The sequence below is a fragment of the Streptomyces sp. NPDC018000 genome, assembly GCF_044328025.1.
Lineage (GTDB): Bacteria > Actinomycetota > Actinomycetes > Streptomycetales > Streptomycetaceae > Streptomyces.
The window spans coordinates 1-21933 of record NZ_JBIRGM010000040.1 but is presented as its reverse complement, the minus strand read 5'-3'; the positions used below and the strand labels follow the sequence as shown (position 1 = coordinate 21933).

The following is a 21933-nucleotide window of genomic DNA, read 5'->3' as shown; positions in this document are numbered from 1 at the left end:
CCCTCGTCGAGTGGCAGGCCGACTGGCTGCGCCGCGGGCTGCCGCTGTCCGGCAAGCCCACCAAGTTCCAGGTCCGCGACGGAAGGTTCTGATCCACTCCATGTCCACTTCCTCCCTCCTGTCCACCCCCGCCCTGGACTTGCTCGCCCGCGGTGCCGTGATCCCTGCCCACCCGCTCGCCCTGCGCGCCGACGGCTCCTTCGACGAGCGCCGGCAGCGTGCGCTGACCCGCTACTACCTCGCTTCGGGTGCGGGCGGGGTCGCCGTCGCCGTACACACCACCCAGTTCGATATCCGCGAGCCGGAGGCCGGTCTGTTCCGGCCGGTCCTGGAGCTCGCCGCCGAGACGATCGACGCCGAGGCCGGCCGGCCGTTCATCAAGGTCGCCGGTGCCTGCGGATACACGGCGCAGGCCGTCGCCGAGACCGAGACCGCCGCCGGACTCGGCTATGACGCGGTGCTGCTCAGCCCGGCCGTGCCCGGTGCGGACGAGAAGGGACTGCTGGAGCGGGCGAGGGCGGTCGGCGAAGTGCTGCCGTTGATCGGCTTCTATCTTCAGGAGGCCGTCGGCGGACGGTATCTGTCGCCGGGCTTCTGGTCCGCGTTCACCGATCTGCCGAACACTGTCGCGGTGAAGATCGCCCCGTTCGACCGGTACCGCACCGCCGATGTCGTACGGGCGGTGGCCGCCGCGGACCGCGCCGACGAGGTGGCGCTGTACACGGGCAACGACGACGACATCATCGGTGATCTGCTCACCCCGTACGAGACGGCAGGCGGCAACCCGCGCTGGTTCGCGGGCGGCCTCCTCGGCCAGTGGGCCGTGTGGACGAGCACCGCGGTGACGCTGCTCGACGACGTCCGCAAGGCACGCGGCGGGGACCACGAGGCGATGGTGCGTTGCCTGGCCCGTCGCCCCGAGCTGACCGATGCCAACAGCGCGGTCTTCGATGTGCGCGGCGCGTTCCGCGGCTGCATCGCCGGGGTGCACGAAGTGCTGCACCGTCAGGGCCTGTTGGCGAACATCCGGTGCCTGGACCCGGCCGAGACGCTCTCCCCCGGGCAGGCCGAGGAGATCAGCCGGGTGGCCGCGGCCTACCCTTGGCTGACCGATGACGCCTTCGTTGCGGAGCACCTCGATGCCTGGCTCTCCTGATCCTGCCGACCGCTCCCGGGTCGTCGTCGCCGTACCGCCGGGCCTGCGGGCCCAGTTCTTCACCGCCGAGGTGTGGCAGGAGCTGGAGCGGGCGGCCGAGCTGACGGTCCTGGACGACCACGCCGACCGGGCGGCGGTGGCCGCGGCGCTTCCCGGCGCCCGGGCGCTGATCACCTCGTGGCAGGCTCCCAAGGTGGATGCCGGACTCCTCGCATCGGCCGACCGGTTGGAGCTGGTGGCGCACACCGGTTCGGCGGTCGCGCCCTATGTCTCCGAGGAGGTGTTCCGGCGGGGCATCCTGGTCACCCAGGCAGGGGACGAGATGGCCCGCCCGGTCGCCGAGGTGGCTCTCGCGTTCACGCTCTCGCTGCTCCACCGCATCCAGCGCTTCGACCATGCGCTGCGCGGCGGGGCGGACTGGGCGGCGGCGAGCGAGGCCCCTTTGCGCCATGAGATCCACGGCAGCGACATCGGCGTGATCGGCGCCTCCCGGACCGGACGTGCCTACATCGCCCTGGTGCGGGCGATGGGGGCGCAGGTCAGCGTCACCGACCCGTACCTCTCCGACGCGGACGCCGAGGCGCTCGGCGTGAAGTCCGTACCGCTTCGGACTCTGCTGTCGCACAGCAGGATCGTGGCCGTGCACGCGCCGGTCACCGAGGAAACCCACAGGATGATCGGCGCCGAACAGCTGGCGCTGATGCCGGACGGGGCCGGTCTGGTGAACACCGCCAGGTCGTGGCTGGTCGACGAGGACGCGCTCCTCGCCGAACTGGCATCGGGCCGGCTGGACGCGGCGATCGATGTCTTCGACGCCGAGCCGCTGCCCGTCGGCCACCCCTTCCGCTCCCTGCCGAATGTGCTGCTCACCCCGCACCAGGCGGCGGGCAGCGTCGAATGCCGGCAGCGGCTCGGAATGAGCGCCGTCAACGAGGTGCTGCGGCTGCTCGCCGGACGCCCCCCGGTACACGCCGTCACCGCCGACGCCCTCACCCGTCTGCACTAGGGTTTACCCCCTCCCCAACCCCCGTACCTCTCAGGAGAATTCACCTTCATGCGACTGATGCGCATCGGCGAGCCGGGTCACGAGCGCCCTGTTGCCGTCTGCCCCGAGGGCCTTCACTACGACCTGTCCGGCATCACCGGCGACATCGACGGGGCGTTCCTCGCCGCACTCGCCGACAACCCGCACCTGGTGCCTGCCGAGCCGACACTCCCGGAGATCGACATCACCGGTCAGCGGATCGGCGCCCCGGTGGCCCGTCCCTCCGCGCTGCTCTGCATCGGCCAGAACTACGCGGCCCACGCGGCGGAGTCGGGCAGCGAGCCGCCCGAGCAGCCGATCCTCTTCTACAAGTCGCCCAACACGGTCGTCGGCCCGTACGACGACGTGCTGATCCCGCGCGGCTCGAAGAAGACCGACTGGGAGGTGGAACTGGCCGTCGTCATCGGCCGCCGCGCCTCCTACCTGGACTCCCCGGCCGACGCCGCCGCGCACATCGCGGGCTACGCCGTCAGCAACGACGTCTCCGAACGGGCCTTCCAGCTCGAGGAGTCGGGCGGCCAGTGGTCCAAAGGCAAGAGCTGCGCCACGTTCAACCCGCTCGGCCCGGTGCTGCTGACGGCCGACGAGGTCGGTGACCCGCAGCAACTGCGGCTGCGCAGCTATGTGAACGGCGAGCCGCGGCAGGACTCCAGCACCGCGGACATGATCTTCAGTGTGGCGCATCTGGTGCACCACCTGTCGTAGTATCTGGTGCTGGAGCCCGGTGACGTCATCAACACCGGCACCCCGCAGGGTGTGGCCCTGTCGGGCCGCTTCCCCTACCTGGGCCCGGGCGATGTGATGGAGGTCGAGATCTCGGGCCTGGGCCGGCAGCGCAGCGTCTGCCGGCCCGCGTAGTTCCGCTCAGTCCTCAGGAAGTTCGACCGGGGCGATGTCATCGAAGACATCGCCGGGGCCGGGGTTCGTCGCATCGGTCGCGCCGCCGAACTGGGCCATCACACCCCACACGGCATTGATCGCGGTCTGTACGGCGCCCTCGGCCCATCCGGCCGTCCACGAGATGTCGTCGCCCGCGAGGAACAGACCCCGCCGGTCGGCGGGCAGCCGGTCCTGCATGAAGTGGGTGAACAGCCGCCGCTGGTAGCGGTAGTGGCCCGGCAGATTGGCCTTGAACGCACCCATGAAATAGGGCTCGTTCTCCCACGAGACCGTCACCGGGTTGCCGATGATGTGCTTCCTGATGTCGACGTTCGGGTAGATCTCGCCGAGCGACTTGAGCATGACGTCCATGCGCTCGCTCGGGGAGAGCGGAAGCCACTTCAGGCTGTCGTCGCACCAGGTGTACGAGAGGCAGATGACGGCGGGCCTGTCGGGGCCGTCGTCCAGGAGGTACGTCCCCCGGGTCATCCGGTCGGTGAGTGTCATCGACATGGTGTCCCGCCCGGTCGGCACCCCCCTGCCGTCGACGGCCTCGTCCAGCCAGAACGGCCGGTCGACGGGCACGAACAGCTTGGAAGACTCCATGTAGTGGGTGCGCTCCATCGCCGTCCAGTGGTCGATCGGGAAGAGCGCGTCGTCGCAGTCGATCTTCGAGAGCAGCAGCCAGGACTGCCCGGTGAAGATCGCGGCCGGGTAGGTGCGGATGTCACCGGTGGCGTCGGTGACGGTGATCCGGTTTCCGGCGGTGCGGTTCAGCCGGGTCACGGCGGGGCGCGGCTCGCCGTCGTGCAGCGAGGACAGCGACGTGCCGAGCGGCCAGTGGACGATCTTCTGCGGTTCGCGGTCCCACAGCCGCAGCGGGAGCTGCTGGCTGCCGCCGACGATGCCCCGGTGGTGGTCGTCCGCCTCGGTGTAGACGACGCGCAGGATCTCCAGGATGGAGTTGGGGAAGTCGGTGTCCCAGCCGCCGGTGCCGAAGCCGACCTGGCCGAAGATCTCACGGTGCCGGAACGACTTGAAGGCGTCGGAGTCGCACAGGAATCCGTAGAAGGTCTGGTTGTCGAGCTTCTGGACGAGCTCCGCCCAGATCTCCCGGATGCGGGGCACATCGCGTTCGCGCATCGCGCGGTTCATGTCGGAGAAGTCCGCGCCCTCCTCCAGACAGCGGTTCCAGGCGTCCATCACATCGCGGTAGACCTGCGGCAGGTCGTCGATGGTCCGCGCGTAGTGCGACTCGCCCTTGAGGTCGATGACGGTCGACGGGGTGGCCGGGGAGAGCGGGTTGGGGAACGGCTTCGTCTCCAGACCGACCAGATCGATGTAGTGCTGGAGCGCGGTGGAGGACGGCGGGAAGCGCATCGCGCCCATCTCGGCGGTGAGTTCGGGGCCGCAGCCGTCGAACCCGACGGTACGCAGCCGGCCGCCGATCCGGTCCGCCTCGTAGACGACGGGCCTGAGCCCCATCTTCATGAGCTCGTACGCGGCGACGATGCCGGAGAGCCCGCCGCCGATGACGGCGACCTCACTGCCGTGCTCGGTCGCCGGTATCTGCCCGATCCCGGCGGGGTGCGCCAGGTAGTCGTCATACGCGTAGGGGAAGTCCGGCCCGAACATGGTGATCGGCTCGGCCGCGTCGGTGTGCTGTACGGCGTTGGGCACCGTGGACGTCATGGGGTGCGGACTCCTTGCACGAAAAAAGAGGGTGGAACAGGGGTGGCGGGCTCAGACGAGGGAGCCGTACAGACCGGGGCGGCGGTCGTGCAGATACGGGTTGGCGGCGCGCGACGCGCTCAGGAACTCGGGGTCGATCTCACCGATGACCAGCTCCTCGCCGCGTCCGGCGCGGGTGCGGACGGTGCCGTCGGGACCGGCCAGGCAGCTCAGCCCGACGAACTCGAACTCACCTTCCGGGCCGGTTCTGTTGACGTACGCCACGTACATCTGGCTCTCGAATGCGCGGACCGGGACGACGGACTCGGCGACGAACTGGAAGGGGTGCATCTGCGCGGTGGGCACCAGCAGCAGATCGGTGCCTGCGAGGGCGTGCGCGCGGACGTTCTCCGGGAACTCGACGTCGTAGCAGATCATGATCCCGATGCGTACGCCGTCCAGCTCGGCCTGGACGACGGTCTGCTCGCCCGGGGTGAACCACTCCTGCTCGAAGCTGCCGAAGAGATGGGTCTTGCGGTAGTTCGCGAGCGCCGCCCCGTCCGGCCCGATGAGCTGCGCGGCGTTGAAGATCTGCTCGCCCGCGCGCTCCGGGTAGCCGTAGAGGACCGCGAGCCCGTGCCGTACGGCGATCTCGGCGACGACCCGGGCGGAAGGCCCGTCGGCCGGCTCGGCCAGCCGGGGCACGTCGGCCCCGATCGCGTACCCGGTCAGGAACAGCTCGGGACAGACCAGCAGCCGGACCCCGGCGTCCGCCGCCCGTCGCGCCGCTGCGTCGAGCACCTTGATGTTCTCGTCCACATGTCCGGGTCGTCCGGAGCTCTGGAGCAGGGCGGTACGCAACGGCGGCATGGCTGACCTCGGGCGGGGCGGGCGGGGCGGGGACGTATTGACGGTACGGTCCGCCGCTCGAACCGGACAAGGCGCGACCGTTGCGCGTACACCGTCGATCCATTGCGCGCCGACCGTCTGTGGCAACGATTCATTGCGCTCGACGTCTCTGCAGGTCAGACAGGTGACTCAGGTCTCAGCCCGACGTCTCCTCGCAAGGGCCCGCAGCCCGGGCACCACCGGTCGGCCCGACAACTGTCCAGCCGGTCCGGTGGTTGAGGCAGAGCGGCCCCGGCGCCCTACTCCGGCGACCCCGACGAGTACCGCCGCAGCAGCGGCGACAGCACCAGTACGGACTTCGTCCGCTCCACATACGGCTCGCCCGCAATCCGCTCGAGCACCTGCTCGAAATGGCGCATGTCCGCCGCGAAGACCTGCACGATCGCGTCGGCCTCCCCCGTCACCGTGGAGGCCGACGCGATCTCCGGATACCGCGCAAGCCCCTGCTTGATCGCCTCCGGCGACGTATTGCGGCTGCAGTAGATCTCGATGAACCCCTCGGTCTCCCACCCCAGCGCCGCCGGGTCCACGCGCACCGTGAAGCCGGTGATCGCGCCCTCGGCGCGCAGCCGGTCCACGCGGCGTTTCACGGCGGGTGCGGACAGGCCGATGATCGCGCCGATATCCGCGTAGGAGCGCCGGGCGTCTTCGGCGAGGGCGTGGACGATGCGTTCGTCGAGGTCGTTCAGGCGCACTTCGGGCGGTTCACTTCTCTGCGATGGCCGGTGTCGGGGGCGGCACGGGCCGCCCCCGAAGTAGACCATGAGCGGCCCCGCAGGGCTCGCTCACCGCATCCGGTGACCGGTCAGAACGGGAACTGCGAGCGGCCGTGCTGCACCGAGATCCACTTCTGGGTGGTGAAGGCCTCGACCATCGACTCACCGTTCAGCCGGCCGAGGCCGGAGCTCTTCTCGCCGCCGAACGGGACGATGGGCTCGTCGTGGACCGTGCCGTCGTTGATGTGGATCATGCCGGTGTGGATGCGCTGCCCGATCCGTACGCCGCGCTCGATGTTGCCGGTGTGCACCGCGCCGCTCAGACCGTACGGGGTGTCGTTGGCGATCCGTACCGCCTCGTCCTCGCCGTCGAACGGCACAAGGAGCGCGACCGGCCCGAAGATCTCCTGGGACAGGACGGGGGAATCGGCGGCCAGACCGGTCAGCACGGACGGGCTCACCAGGTTGCCGTCGGCGCTGCCGTGCAGCAGAGCCGTCGCACCGGCCTCGACGGTCTGGTCGACGAGCGAGGAAATGGCCTCGGCCTGCGAGGAGTTGATCAGCGGGCCGATCTGGGTCTCCGGGTCGGCCGGGTCACCCACCCGCAAGGACGCGACCTTGGCGACGAACTTCTCGGTGAACTCCTTCTCCACCGCCCGGTCGACCAGGATCCGGTTCGCGGCCATGCAGACCTGGCCCTGGTGCACGTACCGGCTGAAGACGGCCGCATCCACGGCGTAGTCCAGATCGGCGTCGTCGAGGACGATGAGCGCGCTGTTGCCGCCGAGTTCGAGCACGGCGCGCTTGAGGTTCGCCGCGCAGACCGTGGCGACGTGCCGTCCCACCCTGTCCGAGCCGGTGAAGGAGATGACCTGCGGAATGGGGTGCTCCAGCAGTGCGTCCCCGATCTCCGCGATGTCGGTGACCACGACGTTCAGGAGCCCGGCCGGCAGCCCCGCTTCCTCGAACACCTTCGCCACCAGCGTGCCGCCGCAGACCGGCGTGTTCTGGTGCGGCTTGAGCACCACGGCGTTACCGAGCGCCAGTGCGGGAGCGACCGACTTCAGCGACAGCAGGAACGGGAAGTTGAAGGGGCTGATGACACCCACGACACCGACCGGCACGCGGTAGACACGGTTCTCCTTGCCCTCGGTCGGCGAGGGCAGTATCTGCCCGGAGGGCCGCAGCGCGAGCTGGATCGACTCCCGAAGGAACTCCTTGGCGAGATGCAGTTCGAAGGCCGCCTTCAGCCGGGTACCGCCCAGTTCCGCGACGATCGCGTCACTGATCTCGGGCTCGCGCTCCTCGACGACGCGCAGCGCCCGCTCCAGCACCAGCCGACGGGCGTACGGGTTGGTGTCGCCCCACGCCCGCTGGGCGGCCTCGGCGGACCGGTACGCCTGGTCCACCTCGTCGGCCGTGGCGACCGTGATCGAGGCGAGCTTCTCCCCGTTGTACGGATTGAAGTCGATGATGTCCCAGGACCCCTTGCCCGGCCTCCACTCTCCGTCGATGTACTGATGGGCCAGGTCGATGAAGAAGGACATGAGATCCCTTACCGCAGAGAGGCGGGCAGCTGATTGCGCTTCATATTACTTATATTGCATTGGCGTTGAAGCGGATCACTGCGGTATTCGAGGGCCGGAATCGGTCATCCCTGATGCCCCGCAAGGAAGCCCGAAGACACCGTTGCCCCTCACGGCACGAAACGGCCTTGAGGGGCAACGGTGTTGCGGGACTCCGGGATCAACTCCAGCTGTTGTGCAGCGGCTTTCCCTCGGCGTAACCGGCGGCGCTCTGCACCCCGACGACAGCCTTCTCGGTGAACTCCTCCAGGGAGGCCGCACCGGCGTAGGTGCAGGAGGAGCGGACGCCCGCGATGATCGAGTCGATCAGGTCCTCGACGCCGGGCCGGGCCGGGTCGAGGAACATCCGCGAGGTGGAGATGCCCTCTTCGAAGAGCGCCTTGCGAGCCCGGTCGTACGCCGACTCGTCCGACGTACGGTTCTTCACGGCGCGTGCGGACGCCATACCGAAGGACTCCTTGTAGAAGCGGCCGTCGGCGGACTGCTGGAGGTCACCGGGCGACTCGTACGTACCGGCGAACCAGGAGCCGATCATCACGTTGGACGCGCCCGCGGCGAGCGCCATGGCGACATCGCGCGGGTGACGGACGCCGCCGTCCGCCCAGACGTGCTTGCCGTACTTCTTCGCCTCGGCGGCGCACTCCAGGACGGCGGAGAACTGCGGCCGGCCCACACCGGTCATCATCCGGGTGGTGCACATGGCGCCGGGGCCGACTCCGACCTTGATGATGTCCGCGCCGGCCTCGACGAGGTCGCGCACACCCTCGGCGGCGACGACGTTGCCCGCGACGACCGGCACCTGCGGGTCGAGCGCCCGGACGGCCCTGACCGCGCTGATCATGGACTCCTGGTGACCGTGGGCGGTGTCCACGACGAGCGTGTCGACGCCCGCGTCGAGAAGCTGTTTGGCCTTGCCGGCCACATCGCCGTTGATCCCGACGGCAGCGGCGATCCGCAGCTTGCCGGCCGCGTCGGTGGCGGGGGTGTACAGAGTGGCGCGCAGTGCGGCCTTACGGGTGAGGATGCCGACGAGCCGGCCGTCGGCGTCGACCGCAGGGGCGAGCTTGCGGTGGACGCCGTCGAGCTTGTTGAACGCGTCGCGCGGGTCGACGTCCGCGTCGAGCAGCACCAGTTCCTTGGACATGACCTCGGAGAGCTGGGTGAAGCGGTCGACACCGGTCAGGTCGTGGTCGGTGACGACACCGAGGGGACGCTGCTCCTCGTCGACGACGACACCCGCGCCGTGCGCGCGCTTCGGCAGCAGGGACAGTGCGTCGGCGACCGTCTGGCCCGGGGCCAGCACGATCGGCGTGTCGAGCACGAGGTGGCGCGTTTTCACCCAGGAGATGACATCGGTGACGACGTCGATCGGGATGTCCTGAGGGATGACGACGAGCCCGCCGCGGCGGGCGATCGTCTCGGCCATCCGGCGGCCCGCGATGGCCGTCATGTTCGCGACGACGAGCGGGATGGTGGTGCCGCTGCCGTCGAGCGAGGAGAGGTCGACACCTTGGCGGGAACCGACCGCCGAACGGCCCGGAACCATGAAGACATCGTCGTACGTGAGGTCGTACGGGACCGAGGGGGAGTCTGTGAAGCGACCAGTACCTGGCTCAAGGAAACGCATAAGGCTCATTTTTTCATACGAAACGGAGCAGGTCGCTTCCACGAAGACACAGCAAACTGCCCCCGCGTTCATACGTTTCCCCAAAGGAACGGAGCGGGAGTCCCGGACAGGTGGAACCCGCCGTGCCTGCGGACCCTACCCGCACGGCATCCGAATCATTCGCGATCATCTTTCCTGGACCTGGTGACAAGAGGTCGGGTAGCTTCAAATCCGCAGTTCCCGTGGGTCATGACTACGCCCCGGAGGAACAGGCGGATGGTCACAACTTCCGTCACACGTACGACCGGAGAGGATAACGACCCACCCGTGGAGAGCGAACTGCCCGACATCTACTGCCCGTTCCCCCAGCGGACGAATCCGCACGTCGGGAACACCCGAGTCCATCTCGACACCTGGATCCGCAACACCGGTCTGGTACACCGTGATTCAGCCAGGGAGCGTTTCGAGCAGGCGGACTTCGGAGCATTTGTCGGCATGGTGCATCCGACCGCCGACAGCAAGAATCTCGACCTCGTCGCCGACTGGTTCGTATGGCTGTTTCTCGTCGACGACCAGCTCGACGACGGCCGTCTCGGCCGCAGCCCGGAGCGGGTGCGGGACGTGGTCGCGGTGATGCGGTCCGTGATCGAGGGCACCGGTAGGGGCACCCTTCCCGACGAGGACCTCCCCGCCGCCGTGGTCGCCCTGGTCGATCTGTGGGAACGGACGACGCCGTCCGCCGCCGCACACTGGCGCACCCGGTTCGGCCGGCACCTGACCACGTATCTCACGACGACCACCGCCTGGGAGGCCGGGAACCGGGCCGCGGGTGTGGTGCCGTCCGAGGAGACGTACATCGCCAAGCGTCGCCACACCGGCGCGATACATGTCTGCATGGACCTGATAGAGATCGTGGCCGGGATCGAGGTTCCCGAGTCGATCCACAACGATTCCCGGTTCGTCACGGCACTGGAAGCGTCGTGCAATGTCGTGTGCTGGGCCAACGACGTGTACTCGTACGAGAAGGAACAGGTTCTCGGCGAGATCCACAATCTCGTCCATCTGGTCCGGCACCACCGTGGTTACGACAAGCAGCAGGCGCTCAAACACGTCTGCGCGGAGATCGCCACGGAGACGGACCGGTTCCTCACCGCCGAGGCCGAGCTGCTGGCCGCGTACCCGCAGCTGTCCTGGATGCTCGCGCCGTACCTGGACGGGATGCGGAGCTGGATGCGCGGCAACCTGGACTGGTCACGGCAGACCCCTCGGTACAACCCGGCCGATGTGAGTCAGTACGAGGAGCCGGAGGAGTATCTGGAGGCAACGGTCCTGGGCGTGAGCCGGGCCTGAGACGGCCGCCACATGGGGGTGGGAGAAGGAGCGGGGCTGGGTGCCTGCAGCCGCAGGGCGGGCGGCGCCGGTAACGATCAGCACCGCCCGGTTCCCGCACCCGCTCAGGCCCCGTCCGGATCCGCCCGCTCCAGCGCCGGCCGCCGCGGTGCCGCCGACTCGGTCAGCAGATAGTCGGCCGCCGCCGTATCCGTCACCAGGCTGGTGACGAGGCCGGACCGCAGCACCGCCCCGATCGCCGCGGCCTTCCGCTGGCCGCCCGCGATCGCCACCACCTCGGGGATCCGGCGCAGCCGGTCGGCCTCGACCGTGATGCACCGCTCTCCCAGGTCCCGGCCGACCCGCCGCCCCTCGGTATCGAAGAGGTGCGCGGACATCTCGGCGGCGACGCCGAGCGACGCGTAGTGCGCCCGCTCCTCGTCCGTGAGCATGTCGTGGACGGTGGAGATGCCCGGCTCCCAGGAGCCGATGGACACCGCGGCGACCGTCACCTTGTCGAAGTACTCGAAGGCACGGGCGATACCGGTCTGGTGGCGCAGCGCGGCGGCCGTGGCCGGGTCGGGCAGCAGCATCGGCGCGTAGATCGGGTGGGCCTCACCGCCGGCGACCTGGGCGGCCCGCCGGACCGCCTCGACCGAGCCGCGCTCCGCCGTCCCCGCGTCGTACACCCCGGTCAGCTGCACGACCGTGCACGGCGGCAGCCGGTCGAGAGCCGCCGCCATGTGGATGGTGGACCGGCCCCAGGCCAGGCCGAGCACATCGCCCTCGTTCACCAGTTCTCCGAGGAGATCGGCCGCGACCTCACCCAGGTTCTCCGGGTCCGGTGCGTCGTCCTGCTCCTCCGCGGGAGATTCGACGACGACCGCGTGACGCAGCCCGTAGCGGGCTCTGAGCGCGTCGGAGCGCTCGGCGTCCAGCTCGGCGGGGACGCGGATCTCGATCCGTACGAGGTCGCGCTCAAGAGCCGTCTCCAGGACCCGGGCCACCTTGAAGCGGCTGACGCCGAACTCCTCGGCGATCTGGATCTTCGACTTTCCTTCGAGGTAGAAGCGGCGGGCCATGGCCGCCGCCTGCACCAGCTCCGCGGGCCCCATCCGCAGGGCGGACCGTCCCGCCGACATTGCAGACACCGCGATCTCCTCACTGCTGTTCACACGCTCGATACGCCGTTCATCCTGTCAGATCCGGCGATCCCTGACCGGTCCCGTCGGACCTCGTTCATCTGCCCTTGGCCGGGCCGGCCCGCAATCGGGAGCCGGAGTGGGTTCCGGCGCCGGTTGCGGCTTCAGTGGCGGCACGCCCAGGCCGCCGAGGCGGTGGCCCCTTCCGCCTTGGCGCGCAGGGAGCGCACCGCTTCGGCCGGGTCCTTGGCCCCGTACACCGCCGAACCCGCGACGAAGACATCCGCACCGGCCTCGGCGCACCGCTCGATGGTGGACTCGGAGACGCCGCCGTCGACCTGGAGCCACAGTTCGAGGCCGTGCTTGGAGATCAGCTCACGGGTGCGGCGGATCTTCGGCAGCATGATGTCCAGGAACGCCTGACCGCCGAAGCCCGGCTCCACCGTCATGATCAGCAGCATGTCGAGTTCGGGGAGCAGGTCCTCGTACGGTTCGATGGGCGTCGCGGGCTTGAGTGCCATGGAGGCGCGGGCGCCCTTGGCCCGGATCTCCCGTGCCAGCCGTACGGGGGCTGCCGCGGCCTCCACGTGGAAGGTGACGGAACCGGCTCCCGCCTCGACGTACTGCGGCGCCCAGCGGTCCGGGTCCTCGATCATCAGGTGGCAGTCCAGCGGAGTGTCCGTGGCCCGGCTGAGCGATTCCACGATCGGCACGCCGAGGGTCAGATTGGGCACGAAGTGGTTGTCCATCACATCGACGTGGAGCCAGTCGGCACCTTCGACTGCCTTCGCCTCCCCGGCGAGACGGGCGAAGTCGGCGGACAGGATGCTGGGGTTGATCTGGGCCATGTGCCAAGCCTGCCATGTTCCGTGGCGCTTCCCCGCCCTGGTGCGGGCCAAAGCCTCACGGGATCATTACGGTTCTCGAAATCGGGGTGTTCCGGCCGTGCGATACGGGCGTTTCGGCCCGCGTCGGGCCCTTCGGGGCCGGTACGGGGCGTTCTCGGCCGTCACACCCGAGTGAACTCGTCGCCGAGGCGGAAGGCGGAGCGAGCCCCGTGCCCCTGGCCTGCGACACTTTCGTTCAGCAGGGCGTCCTACGCGCCGACGAGCAGCGGATCCCGGGCGGGCGTCCGCCGCTCCTTCGCGACCGACGCCGCGCCCGTGCGAGGGATCGCTGCCTTCTCACATGTTGATCATGTGGCCGGCGAGGCCGTGGACCGCCTCCTTGACCGCCTCGCCGAGGGTCGGGTGGGCGTGGACATTGCGGGCCACTTCGTGGACCGTCAGGTCCCACTGCTGGGCGAGGGTCAGCTCCGGCAGCAGTTCGGTGACGTCCGGGCCGATGAGGTGGGCGCCGACGAGCTCGCCGTACCTGGCGTCGCTGATCAGCTTCACAAAACCGGTGGCGTCGCCCAGGCCGTGCGCCTTGCCGTTGGCGGTGAACGGGAACTTCGCCACCTTGACGTCGAAGCCCTTCTCACGGGCCTGTGCCTCGGTCCAGCCGAAGCTGGCGATCTGCGGCCGGCAGTAAGTGGCGCGCGGGATCATCACATAGTCGAGCTCCATCGTCTCCGCGTCCGCGAGCGTCTCCGCGGCGACCACACCCATCGCCTCCGCCGCGTGCGCGAGCATCAGCTTCGCGGTGACGTCGCCGATGGCGTAGATGTGCGGGACGGAGGTGCGGCAGCGGCCGTCGACGTCGATCGCGCCTCGCTCGGTGACGCGGACGCCGGTGCTCTCCAGTCCGTAGCCGGCGACGTTCGGCGCGAAGCCGATCGCCTGCAACACCTTGTCGGCCTCCAGTACCTGCTGGGTGCCGTCCTTGCCGGTGACCGTGACCCGGACCTGCGGTCCGGACTCGTCGATCGCCTCGACCCGGGTCGAGGTCAGCACAGCGATTCCCAACTTGCGGTACTGCTTGGCCAGTTCGGCGGAGACATCCGCGTCCTCCAGCGGGGCGACACGGTCCAGGAACTCGACGACGGTCACCTTGACGCCGTAGTTGTGCAGAACATATGCGAACTCGATGCCGATGGCGCCGGCACCCGCGATCACGATGGACTGCGGCAGCTCCTCGGCAAGGATCTGCTCCTCGTACGTCACCACGCGCGAGGTGCGCCGGGTACCGGGCAGCAGTTTCGGGGTGGCGCCGGTGGCGATGATGCAGTGATCGAACCCGATCGTCTGCGTCGATCCGTCGAAAAGGGCCACCTCGAGCGTGTGCGGGTCGAGGAACGTGCCGCGCCCGCTGATCTCTGTGATCTTGTTCTTCTTCATCAGGTAGTGGACGCCCTTGACCCGTCCGTCCGCCACCTTGCGGCTGCGCCGAAACGCCTCGCCGTAGTCGAAAGAGACCCGTCCCTCGACGTTGATGCCGAAAATCTTCGCCTCACGGGTGACGATGTGCGCCAGCTCGGCGTTGCGCAGCAGGGCCTTGGTGGGGATGCAGCCCACGTTCAGACAGACGCCGCCCCAGTACTTCTCCTCCACGACCGCGACCGTTTTGCCCAGTTGAGCGGCGCGGATGGCGGCGACGTATCCGCCTGGGCCTGCTCCGAGGACGACGACATCGAAGTGCTCGCCCTGCTCATCCATGGAACGTTCCTCTCTGATGGGTGCGGCAGGTGCCCTGATTCCCGGAGGTGAATGCCTCCTGGGGATCGGGGCGCCTGCCGCGTTCGTACGTTGGCGGACCGGTCCGCCGGCCGGTTACGCGGCCGGTTTCTCAGTGGTGTCCGAGCCGGATTCTCAGCCGGTGCAGGTCACCTTCAGCGCGGATATCGCGTGGTGCTCGTAGTTGTTGTCCTCGCCCCGGTCGTGCAGTTGCACGGAGAGCTTCTTGGCGTCGACGGGGAAGGTGCCAGGCACGTTGTACCAGGTGCCGCGACGCTCCTTCTGGCGGACGTAGTAGGAGCCGACCAGGTTGCTGGTCCTGGGCAGGAACCGGTCGTACACGGTGTAGTAGCTCGGGTTGCCACCGACCCGCACGATGTCGGAACTCCCGGGCACGTGGACGGAGATGCTGCACTTCCTGGCGGTGGCGGGCAGGTCGAACAGCCAGGTCGCCGATCCGCCCGAGTCCTTGGAGGAACTGCCGGACATGGGCATGGAAAGGTACTCCCCCTCGCAGCCGTAGCCGCCGAAGCCACCGCTGTGGGTGGCCCAGCCCTCCTTGCCGTCGCTGTAGTAACCCGACTTCTGGAAGCGCTGGGTGGGGCACTCCGGTCCGGACACACCGCTGTACACCACGGCGGGTGCCGACTTGGGCGCCGAACCGGCCGAGGGGGCCTTGGTGGGAGTGTCCGAGCCCGTGCCGGCGGGGGCCTTGTCGCCGGAACCGCTCTTCTCCGTCTTGTCGGCCGCACCCGTGGTGCTGCCCTTGCTGCCCTTGCTGCCCTTGCTGCCCTTGGCGCCCTTGGCGCTTTTGGTCTCCGCCTCGGCCGAACCGTCCGCGGGCTTCCTCCCGCCCCCCGTGTCCGCGCGTACATCACCGACGGGTCCCTTGTCACCCCGGGCCGGGGCAACACCCGCCTTGTCGCCACTGGCGGCCCGCTTGCCCTCGGGGCTGTCGGGGTCGGTGCCCGGTACGTAACCACCGGCCCGGCCGTCCTCCTTCCATGCCGCCGCCGCTTCGCGGCTCTCGGGCCTGGCCTCGTCCTTCTGGGCGCCCGCCACGACGAACGGGGTCGCGAGGAGAAGCGCACCGGCGAAGGCGGCCGCGACCACCATCGGGCGCGACACCCGGCCGGGGCGCTCCGGGGCACCGCCCTCCCCCGCCGCACCACCGCCGGGAGGGCTGGACGAAGCCGCGGCGGAGACGGCGGCCGTGGCGGTGGCCCGGCCGGCCGCGACGGCCGCCGCGGTGGAACCGGTCGCCGAGGCAGCGACAGCCGGCTCCGTCGCGGTCGAAGCGGTCTCCGTGGAAGCTGTCTCCTTGGATGCGGAGGGCCCGCCCGCGGGCGTCGGTTCCGCGGCGGCCGCGGCGGACGACGGCGTGCTCGCCTCGGCCGTCTTCCCGGCGGTGCTCTCCGCGACACCCGACGAGGCCGCGGAGGCAGTGCCCGCAGCAGTGGTGGTGGCCGTGGTGGCGACCACCGCGGTCCTTCCGGCCGTCGGTGCCGCCTCTTCCTGGGCAACCGCCGAGTCCTCACCGCCCGGTTGTCCCTCGGGCCCGGACGTGGTCCTGCCAATGGAGACCCCGGCCGCGTGCACCACCGCCGGGGTCTGGGCCACAGGTTCCCCGGCCTCCTCCGGGCCGGACTTCGACGAGGTCGGTGTCCGCGCGCCGCCGCCGTCCTTGCCGCCGGTGACCGACGTGTCCCCGCCCTCCGTCACCGTGCGGGACGAAGGCGCGGACGGGGCGCCTATGCTCCCCGGAACCGCGCCCTCCGAACTGTCCGGAACCGTTCCGCCCGAGGCCCCGCCCCGGCCATTGCCGGACTCACTCTCCTCACTGGACCGCTCTCGCTTCACAGATCGCCCCTCTTTTCCTGCCATTGATTCTCTTCATCCTCTTCGATTGCTGCTGGAAGGGCTCGGTTCCCACCCCTCCCAGGGAATGTGACGTCGTGTCACGTCTGCTCGCCGTCGGAGTCGTTCGACGGTCCGGCGTGGCCGACCTCGGTGTCGGGCGCGTACCAGAGACGTCCGGGTATGGCACGTGCCGCGTCCGTCGCCACGCTCCCGCCGTCGCCACTGCGGATCTTCGCCGTCTCGCACGCGACCAGTACGACCGGAGCCGGGGGCTGCGCCGGGTCCCTGAGCGTCTCCATGAAACGCGCGAAGCCGACGACGTCGGGCGAGGCCTCCCGGGGCGCGCAGTCCTGCGGGGTGTGTGACGCGTAGCCCAGCGTCCGGTCGTCGGTGTCACACATCAGCTGGAGGCCTCCGTAGACCTGGCCGAAGGAGACCTGACGTCCGTCCGTGGAGTTGGGGCGGGGCCCCCGAGCCCGTGGTACATCCGCATGACCTCGGGCGAGAACGGCTTCCCATACACCAGCCCGGTGAAGACCTCCGCTACGAACTCGCGGGGGTTGCCGGCGGCGTAGGCGCTCACCCCAAGGGCGAGAGCCTGATGGGGTACGGCGTCGCCGTCCTGCCCGCTGCGGCCGGCGAACTGTGTGAAGGCCAGATCGTGGTACTGGGCACGGGCGTTGGCGTAGTGCAGGAAGTGGCCCAGTTCATGCACCATCGTGCCGACGCCGGAGGGGTCGAGCTCGGTCGAGAGGTAGCGGTACCGATTGCCGGCGAGCTTGTTGGTCAACGGATTGCCGACGACATCGGGCGAGGCGATCACCGCGTTGGGTGCGAGGTACTCGGCGCGCTGTAGCCGGCCCCCGCTCCGCTCGGCGACAACGTCGTTGTGGACTTCCAGGAACCGGCCGTACTTGGGCAGGTGCAGTTCGACATCGGGAACGTGGAAGCCGGCCTCCTGCACGGTGATCACGGCCTTGCGGAAGTTGTCGATCCGAGCGTCGCGGAGGCTGTCCGTGGGGTCCCCGTGGACGGTGACCTGCGTGCCGTGGACATCCTCGACCACCGGCGTCAGGTTCCCGAGGTGGGAGCCGGTGTCGAGTGCTTCGGCCTGGTTGGCCCGGTCGAGATAGGAGTTGAGTTCCGGGTAGAGCGTGGAGCGGGTCAGGTCGTTGCGGGCGCTGTCCATCAACTCCCGTACACGATCGGCGGACACACCCGCGTCGACGGTCACCCCACCAGCCGCCGCCTGATCCCGCTTGGCCGCCAACTGCTGGCGCGAGAGCTCATCGGCAGCATCGAGCGCATCGTCCGACAAAGTGCCGTGGTGGGTGCGGTCGCCAGTGAAGATGTTGTGCGTGGTGTTGTTCGCCGGATCGACCCGATCCGGCAACCGTCGGCCCGCGAAGTCGCTCACATCAGGATGGATACGGGCGTACCGGTCGAGAAGTTGTGCCTGGTGCGCCCGCTCGGCGATGCGCTGGTGCAGATCGTCCTGCTCGGACCGGACGTGTGCGGTGAGGCGGTCGACCGCCCCGGCACGGTCGCTAAGGCTGTTCTTGCCTGACTTCCACGCTTCCACGGCATCGAGGATGGCCTCCAACTGACGCTGGTTGGTTTCATGGGCACCAGGCAGCTGCCGGCCGCCGTTCGCCCACTCGTGGACAGTCGTATCGATGCGCCGCAGAGCGTTGGATCGCCGCGCCCGCGGCAGCGTCGAAAGAGCCCGCCAACTGTCGATGATCTCGCTGTCCCCGACCCCGCGGCTATCGGTCGGGAGCGCGCCCGGCGTTGCCGTCGTCGGAGCGTCAGCGGGGGAACCGGGTGAGCGTGACGTGGGCCAGCGGTCACGGGTCGGGTCGGTGGTGGGGCGGTGGTTGCGCTGGACTGCGGGGTTCTCGCCCGGGGCGGTGAGGGGGTGGTCGTGGAAGACGGTGCTGAGGTCGACGGTGTCCTCGATGGCGGCCAGATAGCGCTCTGGCAGCGGCGCCAGGCGCGCGGTGTCGGCCATCAAGCCATCGGTGTGGACGGCCACGCTGTCCGCGTTCCGGCGGAAGAGAAAGTCCCGGTCCCGGTACTCGTCGGGCAGGCCCAGGTAGTGCAAGACCTCGTGGATCAACACCGGCAGGTACCTGTGGTCCTCGGTGGGCGGCCCGAGGTTCCAGTGCCGCTGGTCGGATCGACCGGGGTTGTCGGACCGGCTCACGATCACATGCTCGGGGTGATCGTCGTCATGGACCAGTCGCAGCTCGACATGGAACTGATCACCGGAGCGGGGAAGCGCGTAGCCGGCTGCGTTGAAGTGCTCGTCCAGCGCGCCTTTGACGCCTGCCCGAAGGCCGGCCAGATCCTGCTCGGAAAAGCCACTGCCGGCCAGGCGGACGGGGAGCGTCACGACATGGTCGCGCACCCATGTGCCGTTGTGGGCCTCGATGCGGGAGACCTCGGCGCGCATCAGGGTCTGCGAGCCGGCCAGCGTGCCGGGAACACGGTGACGGCTCATGGCGTCGACGGCCGGGTCGAACCTCTCGACATGCAGACGCCCGACATGCCCGTTCGGCACCTCCTTCCGACGCTCCACCCAGGTCGAGGGGTCGGCGGGGAAGGGCACCTGGCGAGCTGGACGACTCAGCACCTGCGCGACTGACGGGCTATCGGGAACATGAAGCGGCGCCATGCTGACCGAAGGTCCTGCCGCCGGCTGCTCGACAACCGGTCCGTCCAGCTGGCGCTCACTTTCCGCAGTGACCCAGTGGATTCCCTGGAAAGCCTCCAGCGCACGAGGGGAGAACAGCGCTATCGCCTCCTTCCGCTGGAATGTCGGATAGGAGGAACCATCGAACTCAGCAACACCTTCCGCACCCGCCTTCATGGCGAACCGTTGCAGCGGAGGGAACTTTTCGCCACCGGGGATCCGGTCCTCGATCATGGCGGGGCCACTGATCTGCGGTGCCAGGTTCTTGAGCTCCTCGGGGAACTGCGACGTATCCGCGGAGGACACCTCCATGTGCTTCCGCAGGGCGGCGAAGTTCTTGGGAATCGCGTCCAGGAGCGAGGTGATGAACTCCGATCCCGGTGGCGCGACGATGAGGTGGTTGCCGAGGACTCCCGCGTCCCACCGAAGCCGCGCCGCCAGATCCACTTGCTCGTTCCGGTCGGCGGGAGCGTCCACCCCTGCCGCGGCCAGCGCGTCGGCGACGCTGGCCATGTCTCGCACGCGCGGGGCGAGCAGGGGAAGATCCCCCGAACGCATGGTGATCTCTTCCATCGAGGACAGATCCACGGTTCCCGGATGCAGGTCCACGTCGGCGTAGACCCCGCCGATCCGCTCAAGGATCACGTAGCGCGCGATGTCGGAGGCCAGGTTGTAAGCCCCATTCGCCACAGCTGTCTCGTAGACCTCCAGCACTTGCGGACGGTCCGCAATGCGCAGGGAATCAAGCGAATCCTGGTGGACGGTGACGATCTGCTCAAGACGCATGCGCACCGGTCCGCTCCACTCGGCGTAGGTCGCGTCGGTCCACAGGTGCTGTTGCCACCTGCCCCCGGCCGATCGTGCCCACGCCTCAAGGTTGTTCAACGCTCCCGCGCTGGGCTCCTCGCCCATCCAGAAGAAGTGAATGTCCTTGGGCACCGGGGTGAGCGTACCGGCGGGCGTTGCGATCTCGGCAACCCGCTCCGCGTAGCGCGATTCGAGCTCACCGCGCAGTACGTGAAGGCTCTGAAGCTCCAATCGGCGCAGCAGGAGTCGGACTCGGGCATCCTGGCCACCCCTCACAGACTCGTCGACGTAGTCCATGAGCGCCTCGCGCCGGTCGGCGTCGAGTTGGGTCCGGTCGTGCGCCAGCAACCGCAGTACACGTGCGGGCCCGTCGGCCACCGCCCAGATCCGGACCGTACGACGGGCCGCACGAGCTTCCGCGGCGGTCAGCGACTCCACGGGCGTCTCGGGAACCGGGGCGGCGGACTCGCCCTGGCCCCGGGACCGGGGAGCCTGGAGCAGGGAAGTGGCGGTCAGAGTATCCGGATCTCCGCTCCACAGCCGGGAGAATTCTTCGTTCAATTGGCTGCGCAGCACGTTCCACACCGCCTGAGCACGCTCCAACCCGGAGTCGGCTCTGCTCGACATTCCGTGCAGCGACTGCCATTTGCTGCCGTTCCCGCCTCCTTCGACGTAAACCCGGAGCGGCTTCTCGTCGTGGGTGGCCCGGCGCACCGCTTCGGCGGCGACCGAAGCCGAGAAGTCCTCGATCTTGGTCAGTTGGTCTTCCCGGGGTCGCTTCGAACCCTCCCCGAAGACGATCTCCGCGGTCGCATGGCAGGACTCCCCCGACGGGGGTGAAGCCGACGGCAACACCGCGTCGCCGCCCTCCGGCGCGCGAGAGGCCGGCCAGCGGTCGGCCTCGTGGGGCGCCGGTGGCGCGGGCTCTGTCTGCTCGGCCTCCGGGCCGCTCTGTGCCAGGTCGTCGGACATCACCTGCTCCGCACTGTTCTGCGAGGCGGAGTTGAGGGTTTCGAAGATCATGTCCGAGATCGTGGCGGTGTGCGGCACCGGTTCCTCCCGCGCGGCGGGGACGAGGGCCGGGCCGGTTTCGAGTGACTCCCCCGCCACGATCCACGCACCGCGGCGCTGTGCGACGGGGTCCGCGAGCAGACCCAGCACACCTCTGACGCCGTCGGAGTCGTTCGACGGTCTGACATGGCCGACCTCGGTATCGGGGGCGTACCAGAGACGTCCGGGTATGGCACGTGCCGCGTCCGTCGCCACGCTCCCGCCGTCGCCACTGCGGATCTTCGCCGTCTCGCACGCGACCAGTACGACCGGAGCCGGGGGCTGCGCCGGGTCCCTGAGCGTCTCCATGAAACGCGCGAACCGGGCACCGTCGACGACCAGCGGCCTTTCGCCCACCACATGGAGTTCGATGCCGTTCTCGGTGCCGTGCGCGTCGAAGAACAGCGGCCTGACCGGCTCCTTCGCATCCCGTGCCGGTGCGCCGGCCTGCCAGGGGACCTTGTTGGCCGGGGAGTCCGTGTCGCTGTCGGTGTCGAGTACGGCACCCCCTTCCTCCGTGGCCCGGTAGTGCGCGAACAGGACCTCGTCGGCGCGGTAGTTCGTGTAGAAGTCGTTGCGTGGGGCCCAGTCCCGGTCGTTGTGCGAGGCGTATCCGATGACTTCGCCCGTGGCGTCCCGGATCGTGCGAAGGCTCTGGCGCGCCTGCGCGAAGGAGACCTTCCGGCCGTCGCTGCCGACGAGTTCGTCCTTCGGTGTCCCGTTGCCTTGGTCCAGCTGTTGTGGTGCGGGGGCGAGGCCGCTCAGCAGTGTTCCGTTGTTCGGTAGCGGTGCTGTGTGCGACCCGGACCTGCCGCTGCCCCACCGTATTGAGCCCTTGATTGTCCTGACGGTGTCGCCGAGGCGCTT

General features: G+C 69.1%; 14 protein-coding genes and 1 pseudogene. 4 read left to right on the top strand and 11 right to left on the bottom strand.

From position 1 onward, the window contains the following. Positions 1–100 precede the first annotated feature (100 nt). The 3 genes and pseudogenes from ACH4EW_RS31735 (at position 101) to ACH4EW_RS31725 (ending at position 3059) form a co-directional block, all read left to right on the top strand. Positions 101–1156 carry a dihydrodipicolinate synthase family protein gene (locus ACH4EW_RS31735; RefSeq protein ID WP_398262908.1) on the top strand — a complete coding sequence of 352 codons (1056 nt, stop codon included), beginning with the start codon at positions 101–103 and terminating at the stop codon, positions 1154–1156. Further along, the gene (locus tag ACH4EW_RS31730; protein WP_398262906.1) at positions 1140–2162 is read left to right on the top strand and encodes a hydroxyacid dehydrogenase; all 1023 of its coding nucleotides are present in this window, start codon (positions 1140–1142) and stop codon (positions 2160–2162) included. Before ACH4EW_RS31735 ends, ACH4EW_RS31730 begins: the two co-directional genes overlap by 17 nt. 48 nt (positions 2163–2210) lie before the next feature. Next, positions 2211–3059: pseudogene (locus tag ACH4EW_RS31725) on the top strand (fumarylacetoacetate hydrolase family protein). A gap of 6 nt (positions 3060–3065) precedes the next feature. Here the strand turns inward: ACH4EW_RS31725 and ACH4EW_RS31720 are convergent. From ACH4EW_RS31720 to ACH4EW_RS31700, 5 genes are all read right to left on the bottom strand, one after another. Next, positions 3066–4772, bottom strand: a complete 1707-nt coding sequence (locus ACH4EW_RS31720) for a flavin monoamine oxidase family protein (protein WP_398262904.1) — start codon at positions 4770–4772, stop codon at positions 3066–3068. 51 nt (positions 4773–4823) lie between these two features. Continuing rightward, positions 4824–5621: a carbon-nitrogen hydrolase family protein gene (locus ACH4EW_RS31715; protein WP_398262902.1), complete on the bottom strand. Its 798-nt coding sequence runs from the start codon at positions 5619–5621 to the stop codon at positions 4824–4826. 278 nt (positions 5622–5899) lie between these two features. Then, positions 5900–6355, bottom strand: coding sequence for an Lrp/AsnC family transcriptional regulator (locus tag ACH4EW_RS31710; RefSeq protein ID WP_351202323.1), 456 nt, complete (start codon positions 6353–6355; stop codon positions 5900–5902). A gap of 110 nt (positions 6356–6465) precedes the next feature. Then, complete coding sequence (locus ACH4EW_RS31705) at positions 6466–7923, bottom strand: aldehyde dehydrogenase family protein (RefSeq protein WP_398262900.1); 1458 nt, start codon at positions 7921–7923, stop codon at positions 6466–6468. 199 nt (positions 7924–8122) lie between these two features. After that, positions 8123–9589 carry a GuaB1 family IMP dehydrogenase-related protein gene (locus ACH4EW_RS31700; protein ID WP_398262898.1) on the bottom strand — a complete coding sequence of 489 codons (1467 nt, stop codon included), beginning with the start codon at positions 9587–9589 and terminating at the stop codon, positions 8123–8125. A 306-nt stretch (positions 9590–9895) separates the two neighbouring features. Between ACH4EW_RS31700 and ACH4EW_RS31695 the strand changes: the two genes are divergently transcribed. Continuing rightward, positions 9896–10918: a terpene cyclase gene (locus tag ACH4EW_RS31695; protein WP_398262896.1), complete on the top strand. Its 1023-nt coding sequence runs from the start codon at positions 9896–9898 to the stop codon at positions 10916–10918. A gap of 104 nt (positions 10919–11022) precedes the next feature. On the opposite strand, the gene ACH4EW_RS31690 is transcribed toward ACH4EW_RS31695, so the two are convergent. The 6 genes from ACH4EW_RS31690 to ACH4EW_RS31665 form a co-directional block, all read right to left on the bottom strand. Continuing rightward, positions 11023–12039 (bottom strand): sugar-binding transcriptional regulator, encoded by a 1017-nt coding sequence (locus ACH4EW_RS31690; RefSeq protein ID WP_189276421.1) that lies wholly within the window; start codon positions 12037–12039, stop codon positions 11023–11025. A 164-nt stretch (positions 12040–12203) separates the two neighbouring features. Next, complete coding sequence (gene rpe, locus ACH4EW_RS31685) at positions 12204–12887, bottom strand: ribulose-phosphate 3-epimerase (RefSeq protein ID WP_398262894.1); 684 nt, start codon at positions 12885–12887, stop codon at positions 12204–12206. Positions 12888–13223: 336 nt separating this feature from the next. Beyond that, positions 13224–14636 carry a dihydrolipoyl dehydrogenase gene (gene lpdA / locus ACH4EW_RS31680; RefSeq protein ID WP_398262892.1) on the bottom strand — a complete coding sequence of 471 codons (1413 nt, stop codon included), beginning with the start codon at positions 14634–14636 and terminating at the stop codon, positions 13224–13226. A gap of 153 nt (positions 14637–14789) precedes the next feature. Continuing rightward, on the bottom strand, positions 14790–16376 hold the full coding sequence (locus tag ACH4EW_RS31675; RefSeq protein WP_398262890.1) for a hypothetical protein: 1587 nt from the start codon (positions 16374–16376) through the stop codon (positions 14790–14792). A gap of 236 nt (positions 16377–16612) precedes the next feature. Further along, positions 16613–16915: a hypothetical protein gene (locus ACH4EW_RS31670; RefSeq protein ID WP_398262888.1), complete on the bottom strand. Its 303-nt coding sequence runs from the start codon at positions 16913–16915 to the stop codon at positions 16613–16615. Continuing rightward, on the bottom strand, positions 16915–21933 hold a 5019-nt coding region (locus tag ACH4EW_RS31665), incomplete at its 5' end, for a glycosyltransferase (RefSeq protein ID WP_398262886.1). The genes ACH4EW_RS31665 and ACH4EW_RS31670, both read right to left, overlap by 1 nt.